This window comes from Pseudomonas sp. AC252 (genome assembly GCF_979258105.1).
In genome coordinates this window covers 3,761,446-3,780,219 of sequence record NZ_OZ409837.1, presented here as the reverse complement: position 1 = coordinate 3,780,219, position 18,774 = coordinate 3,761,446, and the positions used below count along the sequence as shown (strand labels likewise).

General features: G+C 59.7%; 15 protein-coding genes. 13 read left to right on the top strand and 2 right to left on the bottom strand.

Going from position 1 to position 18,774, the window contains the following annotated elements:
- Window positions 1-163 precede the first annotated feature (163 nt).
- From ACZZZ4_RS17270 to ACZZZ4_RS17250, 5 genes are all read left to right on the top strand, one after another.
- Window positions 164-1,453, top strand: coding sequence for a M18 family aminopeptidase (locus ACZZZ4_RS17270; RefSeq protein ID WP_064364632.1), 1,290 nt, complete (start codon window positions 164-166; stop codon window positions 1,451-1,453).
- A 233-nt stretch (window positions 1,454-1,686) separates the two neighbouring features.
- Window positions 1,687-1,863, top strand: a complete 177-nt coding sequence (locus ACZZZ4_RS17265) for a hypothetical protein (RefSeq protein WP_165839208.1) — start codon at window positions 1,687-1,689, stop codon at window positions 1,861-1,863.
- A 74-nt stretch (window positions 1,864-1,937) separates the two neighbouring features.
- Window positions 1,938-4,091, top strand: a complete 2,154-nt coding sequence (locus tag ACZZZ4_RS17260; RefSeq protein ID WP_129999233.1) for a mechanosensitive ion channel family protein — start codon at window positions 1,938-1,940, stop codon at window positions 4,089-4,091.
- Between the two features lie 63 nt (window positions 4,092-4,154).
- Window positions 4,155-5,489: an amidohydrolase gene (locus tag ACZZZ4_RS17255; RefSeq protein WP_463548298.1), complete on the top strand. Its 1,335-nt coding sequence runs from the start codon at window positions 4,155-4,157 to the stop codon at window positions 5,487-5,489.
- A 95-nt stretch (window positions 5,490-5,584) separates the two neighbouring features.
- Window positions 5,585-6,844 (top strand): IS256-like element ISPsy17 family transposase, encoded by a 1,260-nt coding sequence (locus ACZZZ4_RS17250; protein WP_110603837.1) that lies wholly within the window; start codon window positions 5,585-5,587, stop codon window positions 6,842-6,844.
- Between the two features lie 206 nt (window positions 6,845-7,050).
- Here ACZZZ4_RS17250 and phnR read toward each other — a convergent pair whose 3' ends face one another.
- On the bottom strand, window positions 7,051-7,764 hold the full coding sequence (phnR, locus tag ACZZZ4_RS17245; protein ID WP_129999235.1) for a phosphonate utilization transcriptional regulator PhnR: 714 nt from the start codon (window positions 7,762-7,764) through the stop codon (window positions 7,051-7,053).
- Between the two features lie 351 nt (window positions 7,765-8,115).
- Between phnR and ACZZZ4_RS17240 the strand changes: the two genes are divergently transcribed.
- The 6 genes from ACZZZ4_RS17240 to ACZZZ4_RS17215 all read left to right on the top strand — a co-directional run bounded on the left by ACZZZ4_RS17240 (window position 8,116) and on the right by ACZZZ4_RS17215 (window position 13,547).
- Complete coding sequence (locus ACZZZ4_RS17240; RefSeq protein WP_463548297.1) at window positions 8,116-9,183, top strand: ABC transporter substrate-binding protein; 1,068 nt, start codon at window positions 8,116-8,118, stop codon at window positions 9,181-9,183.
- A 176-nt stretch (window positions 9,184-9,359) separates the two neighbouring features.
- Window positions 9,360-10,166, top strand: a complete 807-nt coding sequence (locus tag ACZZZ4_RS17235) for an alkaline phosphatase family protein (protein ID WP_463548296.1) — start codon at window positions 9,360-9,362, stop codon at window positions 10,164-10,166.
- 5 nt (window positions 10,167-10,171) lie between these two features.
- Complete coding sequence (locus ACZZZ4_RS17230; protein ID WP_161984092.1) at window positions 10,172-11,008, top strand: ABC transporter permease; 837 nt, start codon at window positions 10,172-10,174, stop codon at window positions 11,006-11,008.
- Window positions 10,995-11,795, top strand: coding sequence for an ABC transporter permease (locus tag ACZZZ4_RS17225; protein WP_463548295.1), 801 nt, complete (start codon window positions 10,995-10,997; stop codon window positions 11,793-11,795). The genes ACZZZ4_RS17230 and ACZZZ4_RS17225 overlap by 14 nt, the downstream gene beginning before the upstream one ends.
- Window positions 11,792-12,781, top strand: coding sequence for an ABC transporter ATP-binding protein (locus tag ACZZZ4_RS17220; RefSeq protein ID WP_463548294.1), 990 nt, complete (start codon window positions 11,792-11,794; stop codon window positions 12,779-12,781). Before ACZZZ4_RS17225 ends, ACZZZ4_RS17220 begins: the two co-directional genes overlap by 4 nt.
- Window positions 12,782-12,893: 112 nt before the next feature.
- Window positions 12,894-13,547, top strand: a complete 654-nt coding sequence (locus tag ACZZZ4_RS17215) for an HAD family hydrolase (protein ID WP_463548293.1) — start codon at window positions 12,894-12,896, stop codon at window positions 13,545-13,547.
- Window positions 13,548-13,661: 114 nt separating this feature from the next.
- Here ACZZZ4_RS17215 and ACZZZ4_RS17210 read toward each other — a convergent pair whose 3' ends face one another.
- The gene (locus ACZZZ4_RS17210) at window positions 13,662-14,624 is read right to left on the bottom strand and encodes a zinc-binding dehydrogenase (protein ID WP_463548292.1); all 963 of its coding nucleotides are present in this window, start codon (window positions 14,622-14,624) and stop codon (window positions 13,662-13,664) included.
- Between the two features lie 138 nt (window positions 14,625-14,762).
- Here ACZZZ4_RS17210 and ACZZZ4_RS17205 point away from each other — a divergent pair, with 138 nt between their 5' ends.
- Both ACZZZ4_RS17205 and ACZZZ4_RS17200 read left to right on the top strand, forming a co-directional pair.
- Window positions 14,763-16,847 (top strand): carboxy terminal-processing peptidase, encoded by a 2,085-nt coding sequence (locus ACZZZ4_RS17205; RefSeq protein ID WP_463548291.1) that lies wholly within the window; start codon window positions 14,763-14,765, stop codon window positions 16,845-16,847.
- Window positions 16,848-16,965: 118 nt separating this feature from the next.
- Window positions 16,966-18,756 carry a bifunctional diguanylate cyclase/phosphodiesterase gene (locus ACZZZ4_RS17200; RefSeq protein ID WP_463548290.1) on the top strand — a complete coding sequence of 597 codons (1,791 nt, stop codon included), beginning with the start codon at window positions 16,966-16,968 and terminating at the stop codon, window positions 18,754-18,756.
- Window positions 18,757-18,774 lie beyond the last annotated feature (18 nt).

Below are 18,774 nucleotides of genomic sequence, written 5' to 3'. Positions count from 1 at the left end.
CCATGTGGGAGCGAGCCGGCTCGCGAAAGCGGTTTCACATTCAGCATCGATGTTGACTGATCAATCGCCTTCGCGAGCAGGCTCGCTCCCACAGGGAATCCGTTCGGATTCAATTGTTCGGCCAATACGTTAAACTCCCGTCCATTGCTGTCTGGAGTTTCTTATGCGCGCAGAGTTGAACCAGGGCCTGATCGATTTCCTCAAGGCCTCCCCTACCCCGTTCCACGCCACCGCCAGCCTCGTTCAGCGTCTGGAGGCCGCCGGTTATGTGCGCCTCGACGAGCGTGAGCCATGGTCCACCGAGGCCAACGGCCGCTATTACGTCACCCGCAACGACTCCTCGATCGTCGCGATCAAAATGGGCCGCAACTCGCCCCTGCACGACGGTATCCGCCTGGTCGGCGCCCATACCGACAGCCCATGCCTGCGGGTCAAGCCACAACCGGAACTGCAGCGTCAGGGCTTCTGGCAACTGGGCGTCGAAGTCTACGGCGGCGCGCTGCTGGCGCCGTGGTTCGACCGCGATCTGTCGCTGGCCGGCCGCGTGACCTTCCGCCGTGACGGCAAGGTCGAGAGCCAGTTGATCGACTTCAAGGCACCGATCGCGATCATTCCCAACCTGGCCATTCACCTCAACCGTGAAGCCAACCAGGGCTGGGCGATCAACGCGCAGACCGAACTGCCGCCGATCCTGGCGCAATTCGCCGGCGACGAGCGCGTCGATTTCCGCGCCGTGCTCACCGATCAACTGGCCCGCGAGCACGGCTTGAATGCCGACGTGGTGCTGGATTACGAGCTGAGCTTCTACGATACGCAAAGCGCTGCGGTGATCGGTTTGAACGGTGATTTCATCGCCGGCGCACGCCTCGACAACCTGCTGTCGTGCTACGCCGGCCTGCAAGCGTTGCTCACCGCCGAGACCGACGAAACCTGCGTGCTGGTCTGTAATGACCACGAAGAAGTCGGCTCCTGCTCGGCATGCGGTGCCGACGGCCCGATGCTAGAACAGACCCTGCGGCGCCTACTGCCGGAAGGTGACGAGTTCGTCCGCACCATTCAGAAATCCCTGCTCGTGTCGGCCGATAACGCCCACGGCGTGCACCCCAACTACGCGGAAAAGCACGACGCCAACCACGGCCCGAAACTCAATGCCGGCCCGGTGATCAAGGTCAACAGCAACCAGCGCTACGCCACCAACAGCGAAACCGCCGGTTTCTTCCGCCATTTGTGCATGGCCGAAGAAGTCCCGGTGCAAAGTTTCGTGGTGCGCAGCGACATGGGCTGCGGCTCGACCATCGGCCCGATCACCGCCAGCCATCTGGGTGTGCGCACCGTCGACATTGGCCTGCCGACCTTTGCCATGCACTCGATTCGCGAACTGTGCGGCAGCCATGACCTGGCGCATCTGGTCAAAGTGCTCAGTGCGTTCTATGCCAGCCGTGAATTGCCATAAAGGCTGAAAAGCTTCGCGAGCAGGCTCGCTCCCGCAGTTGAACTGCATTTCAAATGTGGGAGCGAGCCATCTGCCCTTGGAATGCCAATCAACCTGTGGGAGCGAGCCTGCTCACGAAAGCGCCTGTGCAGCCAGCAGAATCCTCTCTGGCCAGATGCATTCCTGAGCCACATCACACCCTGCCTCGAAAACCCGCCTAGACTGCAAGCATCCCCACAGACAAGGCAGTCTTCATGATCTCGATGTCGTCCTTCCATGCCATGCTCATTCCCATCCTCAGCGGGATGATCCTGCTCGCCATCGGCTTCAACTTCCGTGACAAGAACGCCGGGGTCTTGGCCATGTGGATCGGCATGCTGATGATCCTCGCCACGGTGGTCTACAAGATCCTCGCCAAACTCAACGAATGACCGCCCCCGGCTCGCATTGCGCCAGAGGGCCTCGTACATTCCAGCGCATCCGCCTATCCCGAGGTCGTCCCCTGGTGTTTGCTCGTCTTTTTGCTTTGCCCGGTCTGCTGCTAGTCTGCCTGATGACGCTGCTGCCGCTGGCGCCCGCCCAGGCAGTCGGTCTGCCCGGCCTGCTCAACACTTCCAAACCGCAGCCTGAAGCCGTGGAACCCCTCGGCCAGTCGCTGGACGAAGTGATCAAGTCGCTGGAAAACGACAAGCAACGCGCGCAGCTGCTCAGTGATCTGAAGAAGCTGCGCGACGCCACGAAAAAAGCGCAGGCCACCCCGGAAGAAGGCGTGCTGGGCCTGATCGGCGGCACCCTCGCCAACTTCGAAAAACAGTTTTCCGGCGCCGACAGCCCGATCACTCGCTGGTCCAACGAATTCGATCTGGCCAAGGACGAACTCACCAGCAAGCTGCTCCCGGCCAACGAATGGCTGCCGATCATCTTCGGCTTCGCCGTGATTCTGATGGTCTGGAGCCTGCTCGCCGCCGCGCTGATCTGGCTCGGCCACCGCGTGCGCATGCGCTTTGGCCTCACCGAAGAACTGCCGCAACACCCCAAGGCCCTCGACATGCTGCGCTTTGCCCTGCGCAAGCTCGGGCCGTGGCTGATCGCATTGGTGATGACGGTGTACATGAGCTACGCGCTGCCGTCGTCGCTGGGCAAAAGCCTGGCGATGGTGCTGGCCTATGCCTTGGTGGTCGGCACCTGTTTTTCGGCGATCTGCGTGATCGCCTTCTCCCTGCTCGACGGCCCGCACCGCCATCGCGCGTTGTACATCCTGCGCCATCAGGCGTTTCGGCCGCTGTGGCTGATCGGCAGCTTCGCCGCGTTCGGTGAAGCGTTGAGCGATCCGCGCTTGGTCGAAAGTCTCGGCGTGCATCTGGCCCACACCGCGGCGACCACCGCCAATGTCCTCGCGGCACTGTCGACCGGCCTGTTCATTCTGCGATTCCGCCGACCGATCGCGCACCTGATCCGCAACCAACCGCTGTCACGCCGCCTGACCCGCCGCGCCCTCAGCGACACCATCGAGATCCTCGGCACGTTCTGGTACGTGCCGGCACTGGTGCTGGTCGGCATCTCGCTGTTCGCCACATTTGTCTCTGCCGGCGATACCAGTACCGCGCTGCGGCAGTCGCTGATCTGCACGGTGCTGCTGGTGTTGTGCATGGTCATCAACGGCCTGGTGCGCCGCCATTCGCTGAAACCGCAACGCGGGCCGAAACGCCATGCGCTGTACTCGGAGCGCCTGAAAAACTTCTTCTACACCCTGACGCATTTGCTGGTGTGGCTGATCTTCATCGAACTGGGCCTGCGCGTGTGGGGCCATTCGCTGATCGCATTTGCCGAAGGTGATGGCCATGACATCAGCGTCAAACTGTTCAGCCTGATCGGCACGCTGATTTTCTCCTGGCTGATCTGGATTCTCGCCGATACCGCAGTGCACCACGCCCTCACCCGCTCGCGCAAGGGTTTGGCCAACGCCCGCGCGCAGACGATGATGCCGCTGATCCGCAACGTGCTGTTCGTGGCGATTTTCATCATCGCGCTGATCGTCGCGCTGGCGAACATGGGCATGAACGTCACGCCACTGCTGGCCGGTGCCGGTGTGATCGGTCTGGCCATCGGCTTCGGCGCGCAATCGCTGGTCGCTGACCTGATCACCGGCCTCTTCATCATCATCGAAGACTCGCTGGCCATTGACGATTACGTCGACGTCGGCGGCCACCTCGGCACCGTCGAAGGCCTGACCATCCGCACCGTGCGCCTGCGTGACATCGACGGCATCGTCCACACCATCCCATTCAGCGAAATCAAAAGCATCAAGAACTACTCGCGGGAATTCGGCTACGCCATCTTCCGCGTCGCCGTGCCGTACAACATGGAAATCGACGATGCGATCAAACTGATGCGCGACGTCGGCCAGAAGATGCGCAGCGATCCGCTGCAACGCCGCAACATCTGGTCGCCGCTGGAGATTCAGGGTGTGGAAAGTTTCGAGTCCGGCAGCGCGATTTTGCGCGCACGGTTCAAGACTGCGCCGATCAAGCAGTGGGAAGTTTCCCGGGCGTTCAACTTGGCGTTGAAGCGGCAACTGGATGAGGCGGGGCTGGATCTGGCGACGCCAAGGATGAGTGTGCAGGTGATTACTGCCGGCGGCGGTCAACCGAAGGAATAGCACTCAAGCGCGCGGATGCAGTCACAGGCAAGGAAGCCAACAACAATAATCAAGGAGAAGCCCATGCAACTGACGCGCATTGCCCAGACCCTTTTGCTCACCCTGGTCGCCAGCCACGCCAGCGCCGCGACGATGGACAGCGCCCGCACACAGATCGCCGAGCAGGCGCAGAAGCTCGAGCCGGAGCTGCTGGAAACCCGCCGCGACCTTCACGCTCATCCAGAACTTGGCAACACTGAAAAACGCACCGCTGAACTGGTCGCCAAACAGTTGCAAGCCATGGGCCTGGAAGTGAAAACCGGCGTCGCCCGCACCGGCGTTGTCGCCATTCTCAAAGGCGCCCTGCCCGGCCCGACCGTGGCCCTGCGCGCCGACATGGACGCGCTGCCGGTCAAGGAAGTCTCCGACCTGCCATTCGCCTCGAAAGCCAAAGGCACGTATCTCGACAAGGAAGTCGACGTCATGCACGCCTGCGGCCACGACGCCCACACCGCGATCCTGCTCAGCGCTGCGAAAATTCTGACAGGGATGCGCGACACCTTGCCCGGCACCGTAGTGTTCTACTTCCAGCCCGCCGAAGAAGGCCCGAGCGATTTCATTCCCGATGGCAAAAATACCTGGGGCGCGAAGATGATGGTCGAGGAAGGCGTAATGAAATCGCCGAAACCAGACGCAGTATTCGGGCTGCACGTCTGGGCCGGCGTCCCCGCCGGCCAGATCGCCTACCGCCCCGGCCCGACCCCGGCCAGCTCCGACGACCTGCGCATCAAGATCCACGGCAAACAAACCCATGCCGGCCGCCCTTGGGACGGCATCGATCCGATCACCGTCGGCGCGCAAACCATCGTCGGCCTGCAAACCGTGGTCAGCCGCCGCACCGACATTTCCTCTTACCCGTCAGTGGTCAGCATCGGCACCATCAACGGCGGCACCCGCTACAACATCATCCCCGAATCCGTCGACATGACCGGCACCATCCGTTCCTACGACTACGGCATCCGCCAGAAACTGCACAGCGATGTACGCCAGACCATCGAGAAAATCGCCGAAAGCGGCGGCGCCAAAGCTGATGTCACCATCATCGAAAAATACGACCCGACGATTAACAACCCGGCACTGACCGAGAAAATGCTGCCGACGTTGAAGTGGGCGGCCAAGGATGACGTGGTGCAGGGACCGCTGGTGGGTGGGGCGGAAGATTTCTCGTTCTTTGCCAAAGAGGCGCCGGGATTGTTTGTGTTTCTCGGGGTGACCCCGCGGGATCAGGACATGAGCAAGGCTGCGCCGAATCACAATCCGGGGTTCTTTGTGGATGAATCGGCGTTGGTGGTTGGAGTGAGGACATTAGCGTCGTTGGCGACGGATTATTTGTATGGGAATGCGGCGGTGGGCAAGTAGAGAGGGGTGACTGTAGGGGCGCTTTCGCGAGCAGGCTCGCTCGAGACTGTCAGAAATTTTGTGTTCGGGCATAACATGTAGCTAGAGGTACATGTATGCCGACCAAAAAGAAGTCCGCCAATGCAACAGCGAGGGAGTTGCCCTCGATTCCCCAAGAGCTGATCGAGCAGTTTGTTAAAGGCCCGATGAGCGCCGAAGCCATTCAAGACGCGTCCATGGCGTTCAAGAAGGCTCTGATCGAGCGTGCTCTAGGTGCCGAGCTGGGTCACCACCTTGGTTATCCTCAGGGCGCGGAGCGCCCTGAGGAGTCGACCAATCAGCGCAATGGCAAGAGTGGCAAAACTGTCCTGACTGACGACGGCCCTCTTCGTCTGGATATCCCCAGAGACCGCGATGGTAGCTTCGCCCCGATCCTGATTCCCAAGCACGAACGCCGTTTTACAGGCTTCGACGACAAGATAATTGCCATGTACGCCCGGGGCATGACGGTGCGTGAGATCCGCGCTTTTCTGTCTGAGCAGTATGGAACTGACGTGTCCCATGACTTCATCAGCTCAGTCACCGATGCGGTCATGGAAGAGGTCGGTGCCTGGCAACAACGACCCTTGGAACCGATGTATCCGGTGATCTTCTTCGATGCGCTACGGGTCAAAATCCGGGACGAGGGGTTAGTACGCAACAAGGCTATTTATCTGGCGCTGGGGGTATTACCTGATGGCACGCGCGACATTCTGGGTATCTGGATCGAGAGCACCGAGGGCGCCAAGTTTTGGATGAAGGTGTTCAACGACCTCAAGACTCGTGGCGTTGAAGATGTTCTGATCGCCGTCACGGATGGCCTCAAAGGAATACCGGAGGCGTTGGGGGCGGTTTTTCCTGCCACGACGCTGCAAACCTGCATCGTGCATCTGATCCGCAACAGCCTGGATTATGCTGCTTGGGATAAACGTCGGGCACTGGCCAAAGCACTCAAGCCGATCTACCAGGCGATCAATGCCGATGTGGCTGAGCAAGAGCTTAACGCCTTTGAAGCGGGGCCTTGGGGCAAGCAGTATCCGACTGTGGTTGCTGCATGGCGTCGCGCCTGGGATCGGGTTATACCGTTTTTTGTTTTCCCGGCGGGCATCCGCAAAGTGGTTTACACGACCAATGCCATCGAGAGCATCAATGCCCAGTTACGCAAGATCATCAAAACTCGAGGACACTTCCCGACCGATGAGGCCGCGACAAAACTGATATGGCTTGGGTTGCGCAACATCACCGCCAACTGGGGTCATGCGGCACACGACTGGAAAGTGGCGATGAATCAATTTGCGATCCTGTACGGAGACCGATTTACCAGACCGAGCTGGTAAAACAACGGCCTGCCTGACGGCAGGCCCTAACCAGCCCGAACACAAAAAAACTGATACTCCCGCTCGCTCCCACAGAACAGCAAAATCAAAACATCGTCCGATCGCGGCCCGAGCCTTCGGCAGCTCCTCCATCGATGAGCGCAAGCTCGAGTACCGTACGACGCAGTCGTACACAGCGAGTGCAGGTGCAGCGAAGGCCGCCAAGGTCAAACCACATCAACCCCAACGTGAATCGCATCATGCCGCCAAAACTCCAGATCACAATCAATCAACCGCCCATGCTGATCATAATTGACCCGCGCAATCCGCAACCCCGGGCTCCCCACCGACACCCGTAACGCCGCCGCTGCATCCACCGACAACGCCGTCGGCACCATCTCGAACCGCACCCGCCCATAGTGCAAATCGTAATGCCGCGCATACAGCTCGGTGATCGACTGATTCAAATCGAACTCGAGGATCCCCGGAAAGAACTGCGGATTCAGATAGTGCTCCACGTACAACACCAGCCGCCCATCAATGCGCCGCGAGCGGCAAATCTGAATCACGCTCGACAACGCCGGCAACTGCAACCACGCACACACTGCCGCCGAAGCCGGCTGCAACCGCGCCGAAATCACCTCGGTCGACGGCTCACGCCCCTGCGCACTGACCATCGCGTGAAAGTGACTGCGCTGCATCAGGTTGTACGCCAGGCGCGGCGGCGACACGAACCAGCCACGCCGCTCCTCGCGATAAATCTGCCCCTGCGCCTCAAGCTGCAACAGCGCTTCACGCACAGTGATCCGCGTCGTCCCGAATAACTCGCTGAGCTTGCGTTCAGCGGGCAACTTGCTCCCGGCCGCCAGCAAACCGTGATCGATTTGCTCCTGCAGCACCTGGCCAATCGCTGTCACCGCTTTCGTTGCCTCATCGCGCATCAACGTTACCTATCTGGACTAGACCAGCACTGTTTCGGGGCAAATCCGAACGCCGATCAAAGCGCCTTCGTATGTTGCAAGCCTAGGCAGTGCAGATGACCGACAGATGACAAAACTACCGAACGGTCGCTTTCACGGCTTGCAATACGTCGGCCAAGTCCCCTGCGCTACGGGCCTTTGGGTTTGGTCTACGCTGATCTGGCACCTTCCTGACAATGGTTGATAAAAGATCAGCCAAGAGGCCATCGACATCAAAATGTCATCCAGCCGACCTAAATTGGCTCAGGTATTGCTGACCTAGACCAACACCAACCGCAATCGCAGCGTTGAACACGACCAAGGAGCTTCGGAATGAAACAGCTTTTCCTGGCAACACTGTTAGGCTCGACCATTGCTATGTGCAGCGCCGCCATGGCGGCCGACACCGATCTGAAAACCCTCGAAGCCGCTGCGAAGGCGGAAGGCGCCGTCAACAGCGTCGGCATGCCGGACAACTGGGCCAACTGGAAAGGCACCTGGGATGACCTGGCTGCGAATTATGGCTTGAAGCACATCGACACTGACATGAGCTCGGCCCAGGAAATCGCCAAGTTCGCCGCTGAAAAAGACAATGCCACCGCTGACATCGGCGACGTCGGTGCTGCCTTCGGCCCGATCGCGGTCAAGCAAGGCGTGGTGCAACCCTACAAGCCAAGCACTTGGGATCAGATTCCGGACTGGGCCAAGGACAAGGACGGCAACTGGGCACTGGCCTACACCGGCACCATCGCCTTCATCGTCAACAAGAAGCTGCTGAACGGCTCCGACGTGCCGACCAAATGGGCTGACCTGAAAACCGGCAAATACAAAGTCTCCATCGGCGACGTGAGCACTGCTGCCCAGGCCGCCAACGGTGTCCTCGCTGCCGCACTGGCCAACGGTGGTGACGAGAAAAACATCAAGCCTGCCCTGCTGTTGTTCGCCGACCTCGCCAAACAGGGTCGTCTGTCGATGGCCAACCCAACGATCGCCACCATGGAAAAAGGCGAGATCGAAGTCGGCGTGGTCTGGGACTTCAATGGCCTGAGCTACAAAGCCAAGATGGCCAACCCGGATGATTACGTAGTGCTGATTCCATCCGACGGCTCGGTGATTTCCGGCTACACCACGATCATCAACAAGTACGCAAAAAACCCCAACGCCGCCAAGCTGACCCGCGAATACATCTTCAGCGACGCCGGCCAGACCAACCTCGCCCGTGGCAACGCCCGGCCGATCCGCGCCGAACACCTGCAACTGCCGGAAGACGTGCAAGCCAAGCTGCTGCCCAACGAGCAGTACAAGGGCGTCACGCCGGTCAAGGACGCCGACGCATGGGAAAAGACCTCCAAAGCCCTGCCGCAGCAGTGGAACGAAGAAGTCATCGTAGAAATGAAGTGATGGCTTGACCCACTGCTTGATCCGACAAAGATCCCTGTGGGAGCGAGCTTGCTCGCGAATGCGGTTATTCATTCAACATTGATGTTGGCTGATCTGACGCCTTCGCGAGCAAGCTCGCTCCCACAAGGGATTGAGTTGATTTCGGAATATCTGAATTTCGCGGAGTTCTTGCCCCTATGAAGCACACCGTCATCCTTGTCGTACTCGACGGCCTCAACTACGAGGTTGCGTGTCACGCCATGGGGCATCTGCAGGCTTATGTTGGCGCAGGACGCGCGGCGCTCTATCAGCTGGAGTGCGAATTGCCGGCCCTGTCCCGACCGCTTTACGAATGCATTCTCACCGGCGTGCCGCCGATCGACAGCGGCATCGTCCACAACAATGTCTCGCGCTTGTCCAGCCAGCGCAGCATCTATCACTACGCCCGCGATGCCGGACTGAAAACCGCCGCTGCGGCGTATCACTGGGTCAGCGAGTTGTACAATCGCTCACCGTTCGTGGCGGCGCGCGACCGCCACACCAACGATCCGACGCTGCCGATCCAGTACGGTCACTTCTACTGGAACGATCATTACCCGGATTCACACCTGTTCGCCGACGCCGAAAATCTGCGTCTTCGTCACACGCCGGATTTCCTCCTGATCCACCCGATGAACATCGATGATGCCGGGCACAAGCACGGCCTTGACAGCTCGCAGTACCGCAACAGCGCGCGCTCGGCGGACGTCATCCTCGCCGACTATTTGCAGAGCTGGCTCGACGCCGGTTATCAGGTATTGGTGACCGCCGACCACGGCATGAACAACGATCGCTCGCACAACGGCCTGCTGGCGGAAGAACGTCAGGTGCCGCTGTTCGTTCTCGGCAATGCGTTCAGCCTTAATCCTGACGCCACACCGAAGCAGACCGAGCTCTGCGGCACAGTTTGCGAGCTGCTCGGCGTGCCCCACGACAAACCTGTGTGCCGGGAGCTGCTCAAGTGAATGCCATGAATCGCGGCAAATGGCTCGCGGCGCTGTGTCTGGTGCCCTTCGCGCTGTTCTTTATCGTCTTCGAAATCGCCCCGCTGGTGTGGGTGATGATCAACAGCCTGCAATCGGAAGAATCCGGCTGGGGCCTGGCCAACTTCAGCAAGATCTTCGGTTCCAAGTTCTATCGGCAGGCAATCCAGTACAGCCTGGAGATCAGTTTCTGGTCGAGCGTATTCGGCATCATCATCGCCGTGCTTGGCGCTTACTCGTTGCGTCGAGTTGATTCGAAGCTACGCAACTTCGTGAATGCCTTCGCCAACATGACCAGCAACTTCGCCGGCGTGCCGCTGGCATTCGCCTTCATCATCCTGCTCGGTTTCAACGGCAGCATTACCATCATGCTCAAGCAGTCGGGGATCATTCAGGACTTCAACCTGTATTCGAAAACCGGCCTGATCATCCTCTACACCTACTTCCAGATCCCGCTCGGCGTGTTGCTGCTCTACCCGGCTTTCGACGCTCTGCGTGAAGACTGGCGCGAGTCCGCCGCACTGCTCGGCGCCAACGGCTGGCAGTTCTGGCGGCACATTGGCCTGCCGGTATTGACACCGGCGTTGCTCGGCACGTTCGTGATCCTGCTGGCTAACGCCCTCGGTGCCTACGCCACGGTTTACGCCCTGACCACCGGGAATTTCAACGTTCTGCCGATCCGTATTGCGGCGATGGTCTCCGGCGACATCTCCCTTGATCCGAACCTGGCCAGCGCCCTGGCCGTGGTGCTTGTGGCGTTGATGACCATCGTCACCGTCGTGCATCAACTGCTGTTGAAGAGGAGCTACCATGTCTCGCGCTGAATCCGGCCCGGCCGGCCTCTACCACCGCGTCGTGGTCTATCTGCTGTTCGCCATTCTGCTGTTGCCGCTGCTGGGCACGCTGGTCTATTCGATCGCCAGCAGCTGGTCGGCGACGATTCTGCCCAGCGGCTTCACCTTCAAGTGGTACATAGAGCTGTGGAGCGATCCGCGTTTTCTCCACGCCTTCGGCCAGTCGCTGATCGTCTGTGTTGGCGCGCTGGTGCTGTCGGTGCTGCTGATCCTGCCGTTGCTGTTTGTCGTGCATTACTACTTTCCAAAGCTCGATGCGCTGATGAACATCCTCATCCTGCTGCCCTTCGCGGTACCGCCGGTGGTGTCCTCGGTGGGGCTGTTGCAGCTCTACGGTTCCGGGCCGATGGCGATGGTCGGTACGCCGTGGATTCTGATCGGCTGCTACTTCACCGTGGCGCTGCCGTTCATGTACCGGGCGATCACCAACAACCTGCAAGCGATCAACCTGCGCGACCTGATGGACGCCGCGCAGCTGCTTGGCGCCAGCACGTTTCAAGCGGCATTTCTGGTGGTACTGCCGAATCTGCGCAAGGGCCTGATGGTGGCGCTGCTGCTGTCGTTCTCGTTCCTGTTCGGTGAGTTCGTGTTCGCCAACATCCTCGTCGGCACGCGCTACGAAACCCTGCAGGTCTATCTGAACAACATGCGCAACAGCAGCGGTCACTTCACCAGTGCGCTGGTCATTTCGTATTTCTTCTTCGTGCTGGTCCTGACCTGGATCGCCAACATCTTGAACAAGGACAAAAGCGAATGAGCTACGTCAGCGTCCAACACCTGCAGAAACGTTATGCCGGCACCACGGTGTTCAGCGACATCGATTGCGAAATCAACAAAGGCGAGTTCGTCACCCTGCTCGGCCCGTCCGGGTGCGGCAAGTCGACCTTGCTGCGTTGCATCGCCGGGCTGACCCCGGTGGATGGCGGCAAGATCCTCCTCGACGGTGTCGACCTCGTGCCGTTGAGCCCACAGAAACGTGGCATCGGTATGGTCTTTCAAAGCTACGCGCTATTCCCCAACATGACCGTCGAACAGAACGTCGCCTTCGGCCTGCGCATGCAAAAGGTCAACGCCGATGACAGCCACAAGCGCGTCTCTGAAGTGTTGAAACTGGTTGAACTGCACGACTTCGCCAGCCGCTATCCGCATCAACTGTCCGGTGGTCAGTGCCAGCGCGTCGCCCTCGCCCGCTCACTGGTAACCCGCCCGCGCTTGTTGCTGCTGGATGAGCCGCTGTCGGCGCTCGATGCTCGGATTCGCAAGCACTTGCGCGAACAGATCCGTCAGATCCAGCGCGAACTCGGCCTGACCACGATCTTCGTCACTCACGATCAGGAAGAAGCACTGACCATGTCGGACCGGATTTTCCTGATGAATCAGGGAAAGATCGTCCAGAGCGGCGATGCCGAAACACTCTACACCGCGCCGGTCGATGTCTTTGCCGCCGGCTTCATCGGCAATTACAACTTGCTCGACGCCGAGGACGCGTCGAAGCTGCTGCAACGACCGATCAACCATCGCATCGCCATCCGCCCGGAAGCCATCGAACTGAGCTTGAACGGCGAACTCGACGCGCAGATTCGCAGCCACAGCCTGCTCGGCAACGTCATTCGCTATCGCGTCGAAGCGCGGGGCGTGGAATTGGTGGTCGATGTGCTCAACCGCTCGGCCGCCGATCTGCATCCCGATGGGCAGCGCCTGGCACTTTCCATCGATCCAACGGCCTTGTGCGAAGTAGCTTAAAAGCAGCTGCAAGCTTCGAGCTACAAGCTTCAAGTTGTAGACTGCGGCCTACTTGATTCCAATTCTTGCAGCTTGAAGCCTCATGGCTTGAAGCTGTTCTCGGAGAGAACCGATGGCTTTGGCAATTTTTGATCTGGACGAAACGTTGATCCACGGCGACTGCTCCTCGCTATGGAGTGAGCAGATGGTCCGCCTCGGCTGGGTCGATGGCGAGTCGTTCATGCAGCGCGACAAGGAACTGATGGATGCCTACGGCCGCGGACATCTGGCGATGGAGGACTATATGGCCTTCAGTCTCGAACCATTGATAGGCCGCACCCCTGAGGAAATCGAGCACTTGGTTGGCCCGTGGGTGGAAGATTTCATTGAGCCGATCATCTTCAGCGACGCGACCAAAACCATTGCCGCACACCGCAAGGCTGGCGACCGGATTCTGGTGATCTCGGCGTCGGGCACGCACCTCGTGCGGCCGATCGCCGATCGTCTGGGCATCGACGAGATATTGGCCATCGAACTGGAAGTCGCCCATGGCGTGTACAGCGGCAACACCGTCGGCACTCTGACTTACCGCGAAGGCAAGATCACCCGTTTGCTGGAATGGCTGGACGCTGAAGAAGAAAACCTCGAAGGCGCGAGTTTCTATTCCGACTCACGCAATGATCTGCCGCTGCTGCTGAAGGTGGATTTCCCGCATGTGGTCAATCCGGATCCGGTATTGCTTGAGCACGCTGAAAAGGCCGGCTGGCCGATCCATCTCTGGAAATGACGAAGATTTAATGTAGGAGTGAGCCTGCTCGCGATGGCGGCGTTCCAGTCAACATTGATGCTGGCTGACACGCCGCCATCGCGAGCATGCTCACTCCTGCAGGAACCTGTTGTGTCAGCTAAGACTGTCGTTGATCACCAACACCAACTTGCCCGCCACCGTATTGCTCGCCAGTTCGGCAAATGCCGCTTCAGCATCCTTCACTGCAAACGCTTTGGCCAGTTGCGGACGCAAGCGGCCCTCGGCAAACAGTGGCCACACATGCTGGCCCAAGTCACTCAGCAGATCCGCTTTGAACTGATCACTGCGGCTGCGCAAAGTCGAACCGAGCAATTGCACGCGCTTGCCGAGCACCTGCGCCAGATCCAGCTTCGCCTCGCGCCCGCCCATCAAACCGATCAACACCCAACGGCCGTCCAGCGCCATCAGCCTGAGATTGAGCGCCGAATAATCGCCACCCACCGGATCGAGGATCACATCGAACGGCCCGAAGTCGCGCAGGCTCTCCAGATCATCGGTACGCACCACGCCGCCCTGCGCACCCAGCGCTTCGCAGTAAGCCAGGCGCTCGGCGGAACCGACGCTGACCCAGCACGGGTTACCGAAGGCTTTACACAGCTGAATGGCGGCTGAACCGATGCCACTTGCGCCGGCGTGCAGGAGAATTTTCTCACCGGGTTTCAGCGCTGCAAGTTGAAACACATTCAGCCAGACGGTGGCGTACACCTCGGGCAATGCCGCCGCCTCGATCAGCGAAACGCCCTCCGGCACCGGCAGCACGTGCCGTCCGTCGACGACCACCTCTTCAGCCATGCCGCCCCCGGCCAGCAGGGCGCAAACCCGATCGCCGACTTGCCAGGACGAGCCCGCGCCGACCTCGCTGATCACGCCGGAACACTCAAGACCGAGCACTGGGCTGGCGCCTGGCGGCGGCGGATAAAGCCCTGCCTTCTGTAATAAATCGGCGCGATTGAGGCCCGCGGCCGCTACACGGATGCGTACTTGTCCTACATCACATGTAGGACTCGGCTCTTCAAGCCATGCCACTTGACCTTCAACGCCTTGCAATGCCTTCACACTGCCTCCATAGTGAGTCTGGACTGAGCCCGAAGCTGTAGCGCCGGGCTTTTTGCATTATGCGACCGGCTCTCAAAGAACCGGCGACTTCAAAGACGGCCTAATATGCGTTATCAATTGTCCCCGCGTCGAATCAGCATGAAGCATCTGCTCCCCAGCACCGCCCTCGCTCTTTTCATCGGTATCGGTCTGTTGCCGGTGTCGGGCACCACATTCGCAGCCAACAGCTGGGACAAGTTGCAGCCTGATCGCGATGAAGTCATCGCCAGTCTGAACGTCGTCGAGTTGCTCAAGCGTCACCACTACAGCAAGCCGCCGCTCGACGATGCGCGCTCGGTGATCATCTACGACAGCTACATCAAGCTGCTCGACCCGTCGCGCAGCTATTTCATGGCCAGCGACATCGCCGAATTCGACAAGTGGAAGACGCAGTTCGACGACTTCCTCAAGAGCGGCGACCTCAACGCCGGGTTCACCATCTACAAGCGCTATCTGGACCGCGTCAAAGCGCGTCTGGACTTCGCCCTCGCCGAGCTGAACAGAGGCGTGGACAAGATGGACTTCAACACCAAGGAGACCTTGCTGATCGACCGCAAGGACGCGCCTTGGCTCAAGTCCACCGCAGAACTCGACGACCTGTGGCGCAAACGCGTCAAGGACGAAGTGCTGCGCCAGAAGATCGCCGGCAAAGAGCCGAAGCAGATCCAGGAAACACTGACCAAGCGCTACAAGAATCAGTTGGCACGTCTGGACCAGACCCGTGCCGAGGATATCTTCCAGGCGTACATCAACACCTTTGCCATGTCCTACGACCCGCACACCAATTATCTGTCGCCAGATAACGCGGAAAACTTCGACATCAACATGAGCCTGTCCCTCGAAGGTATCGGCGCCGTGTTGCAGAGCGACAACGATCAAGTGAAAGTCGTGCGTCTGGTGCCGGCAGGCCCGGCGGACAAGACCAAGCAGGTCGCTCCGGCCGACAAGATCATCGGCGTTGCCCAAGGCAACAAGGAAATGGTCGACGTGGTCGGCTGGCGTCTGGACGAAGTGGTCAAACTGATTCGCGGTCCGAAAGGCACCGTGGTGCGCCTGGAAGTGATCCCGGCGAGCAATGCGCCGAACGACCAGACCACCAAGATCGTGCCGATCACCCGTGAAGCGGTGAAGCTCGAAGACCAGGCCGTGAAGAAGTCGATTCTCAGCCTGAAACAGGACGGCAAGGACTACAAACTCGGCGTAATCGAGATCCCGGCCTTCTACCTCGACTTCAAGGCCTTCCGTGCCGGTGACCCGGATTACAAGAGCACCACCCGCGACGTCAAGAAGCTGCTGACCGAGCTGCAGAAGGACAAAGTCGACGGCGTGGTCATCGACCTGCGCAACAACGGCGGCGGCTCCCTGCAGGAAGCCACCGAACTGACCAGCCTGTTTATCGACAAAGGTCCGACCGTGCTGGTGCGTAATGCAGATGGCCGTGTCGACGTCCTCGAGGACGAAAACCCGGGCGCGTTCTACAAAGGCCCGATGGCGCTGCTGGTCAACCGCCTGTCCGCATCGGCTTCGGAAATCTTCGCCGGCGCCATGCAGGACTATCACCGTGCGCTGATCATCGGTGGCCAGACCTTTGGCAAGGGCACCGTGCAAACCATTCAGCCGCTGAACCATGGCGAACTGAAACTGACCCTGGCCAAGTTCTACCGTGTCTCCGGGCAGAGCACCCAGCATCAGGGCGTGCTGCCGGACATCGACTACCCGTCGCTGATCGACACCAAGGAAATCGGTGAAAGCGCCCTGCCGGAAGCCATGCCGTGGGACACCATTCGCGCGGCGATCAAGCCGGCGGCCGATCCGTTCAAGCCGTTCCTCGCCCAGTTGAAGTCCGAACATGACGCGCGCACCAACAAGGATGCCGAGTTCGTGTTCATCCGCGACAAGCTGGCCCTGGCGCAGAAACTGATGGAAGAAAAAACCGTCAGCCTCAACGAAGCCGATCGTCGTGCCCAGCACGCCGACATCGACGCCAAGCAGCTGGCGATGGAGAACATCCGTCGCAAGGCCAAAGGCGAAGAACCGCTCAAAGAGCTGAAGAAAGAAGACGAAGACGCACTGGCCGCTGCCGAGCCGGACAAGGTCAAACCGGAAGACGATGCCTACCTGAGCGAAACCGGGCGCGTGCTGCTGGATTACCTGAAACTGAGCAATCAGGTGGCCAAGAAGTAAGTGATGGCAATTTAGTGCTGATGATCGGCGGATCGTCATCAAACAGTCATCATTCTGTCGTGCAATAAAGGGCCGGGAGCAAACGCTCCCGGTCCTTTTTTTATCGCCAGAGACTGCCATGACCACGACCGAACAGCTGAGCGCCTTGAGCTCGATCCTGACTCAAAGCGGTTTACACAGCCTGTTCCAGCCGATCATCTGCCTCTCCGAACGCCGTATTCTCGGTTACGAAGCCCTGACCCGTGGCCCGTCCAACAGCCCTCTTCACTCGCCGATTGCCCTGTTCGCCGTGGCACGTCAGGCTGGCCGCCTGAGCGAGTTGGAGATCGCCTGCCGACAATCTGCCTGCCGGCGTTTCAACGAGCAGCAATTGCCGGGCAAACTGTTTCTCAACGTCTCGCCAGAATCCCTGCTCGAGGCGGCGCACCAACCGGGACGAACCTTGCAGCTCCTGCAGGACTTTGGCATTCCGCCCAGTCAGGTGGTTATCGAACTGACCGAGCAGACGCCGATCGATGATTTCCAGTTGCTGCAAACCGCCCTGCATCACTACCGCGCGATGGGCTTTTCCATTGCGCTCGACGATCTGGGCGCGGGGTATTCGAGCCTGCGCCTGTGGTCGGAATTGCGTCCGGATTACGTAAAGATCGATCGGCACTTCATCGATGGCATTCATCAGGATGCGTTGAAACGAGAGTTTGTCGGCTCGATTCTGCAAATCGCCAAAGCCTCGCGCGCGCAAGTCATTGCCGAGGGCATCGAGCTACCGGAAGAACTCGCGGTACTGACTGAAATGGGCGTCGATCTGGTCCAGGGTTACCTGCTCGGCCGCCCTCAGGAACATCCATCCCGCGACGCTCGCGCGATGATGCCCAAACACGACAGCAGCGCCGTCGCGCTGAACGACGAAGGCAGTGACCTCAGCGCACTGCTCAACGACCAACCCGCCGTGCACCGTGAAACACCTACCGCCACCGTGCTGGAAGCGTTCCGGCGCCAGGCCAACCTTAATTCGCTGGCGGTGCTCGACGAACAAGGCCAGCCCTGCGGCATCGTCCATCGCCACTCGCTGTCGGACGCACTGCTCAAACCGTTTGCCACCGATCTATTCGCGCGCAAACCGATCAGCCGCCTGATGAACGATGACTTCCTCGCCGTGGAAATCAGCCAGTCACTGCAGCAAGTCAGCCGCCTGATCACCAGCCGCGCCCGCCAGCGCATCGAAGAAGATTTCATCATCACCCTCAACGGCGGATACCTTGGCCTCGGCCGGGTCATCGACGTGCTGAAACTGATCACCGAACTGAAAATCCAGCAGGCACGCTACGCAAATCCCCTCACCCTACTCCCGGGCAACGTACCGATCCAGCAATGCCTCACCCGCCTGCTGCAACAGGCCCGCGAGTCAATCATCTGCTACGTCGACATCGACAGCTTCAAACCCTTCAACGACATCTACGGCTACGGCCGTGGCGACGAAGTCCTGCTCTGCCTCGCCCAATGCCTCAACGAACGCATCGACCCGACCCGCGACTTCGTCGGCCACATCGGCGGCGACGACTTCCTCCTCGTCCTCGGCCCCGAAGACTGGCGCAAACGCCTAAATCAACTGCTCGACGACTTCCAAAACCAATGCCGCCGCTTCTATCGACCCGAGCATCTGGAAGCCGGTTGTTTTGTAGCACCAAACCGACAGGGTGTGCGGCAGGAGTTTGCGTTGTTGTCGTTATCGATTGGGGTAGTGCATCTGCGACCTGAGGCTTGCGCAGCGCTTGATGCCAGCCAGCTTGCGGAGATGGCTTCGCAGGCTAAGCATCATGCGAAGGGGGTTGTGGGGTTTAGTGTTTATTTGATTGATAGCCTCATCGCGCCCGACCTCCATTTGCCGCATCTAATTGGACAACGCTGAATTTCGACAAGATCCCTG

Excerpts from the sequence above, each read along its gene's own strand:
- ACZZZ4_RS17240 (WP_463548297.1), top strand. The coding sequence starts at position 8,116 with ATGAAACAGCTTTTCCTGGCAACACTGTTAGGCTCGACCATTGCTATG.
- ACZZZ4_RS17265 (WP_165839208.1), top strand. The coding sequence starts at position 1,687 with ATGATCTCGATGTCGTCCTTCCATGCCATGCTCATTCCCATCCTCAGC.
- ACZZZ4_RS17215 (WP_463548293.1), top strand. The coding sequence starts at position 12,894 with ATGGCTTTGGCAATTTTTGATCTGGACGAAACGTTGATCCACGGCGAC.
- ACZZZ4_RS17235 (WP_463548296.1), top strand. The coding sequence starts at position 9,360 with ATGAAGCACACCGTCATCCTTGTCGTACTCGACGGCCTCAACTACGAG.
- ACZZZ4_RS17255 (WP_463548298.1), top strand. The coding sequence starts at position 4,155 with ATGCAACTGACGCGCATTGCCCAGACCCTTTTGCTCACCCTGGTCGCC.
- ACZZZ4_RS17205 (WP_463548291.1), top strand. The coding sequence starts at position 14,763 with ATGAAGCATCTGCTCCCCAGCACCGCCCTCGCTCTTTTCATCGGTATC.
- ACZZZ4_RS17270 (WP_064364632.1), top strand. The coding sequence starts at position 164 with ATGCGCGCAGAGTTGAACCAGGGCCTGATCGATTTCCTCAAGGCCTCC.
- ACZZZ4_RS17230 (WP_161984092.1), top strand. The coding sequence starts at position 10,172 with ATGAATCGCGGCAAATGGCTCGCGGCGCTGTGTCTGGTGCCCTTCGCG.
- phnR (WP_129999235.1), bottom strand. The coding sequence starts at position 7,764 with ATGCGCGATGAGGCAACGAAAGCGGTGACAGCGATTGGCCAGGTGCTG.
- ACZZZ4_RS17200 (WP_463548290.1), top strand. The coding sequence starts at position 16,966 with ATGACCACGACCGAACAGCTGAGCGCCTTGAGCTCGATCCTGACTCAA.
- ACZZZ4_RS17250 (WP_110603837.1), top strand. The coding sequence starts at position 5,585 with ATGCCGACCAAAAAGAAGTCCGCCAATGCAACAGCGAGGGAGTTGCCC.
- ACZZZ4_RS17220 (WP_463548294.1), top strand. The coding sequence starts at position 11,792 with ATGAGCTACGTCAGCGTCCAACACCTGCAGAAACGTTATGCCGGCACC.
- ACZZZ4_RS17225 (WP_463548295.1), top strand. The coding sequence starts at position 10,995 with ATGTCTCGCGCTGAATCCGGCCCGGCCGGCCTCTACCACCGCGTCGTG.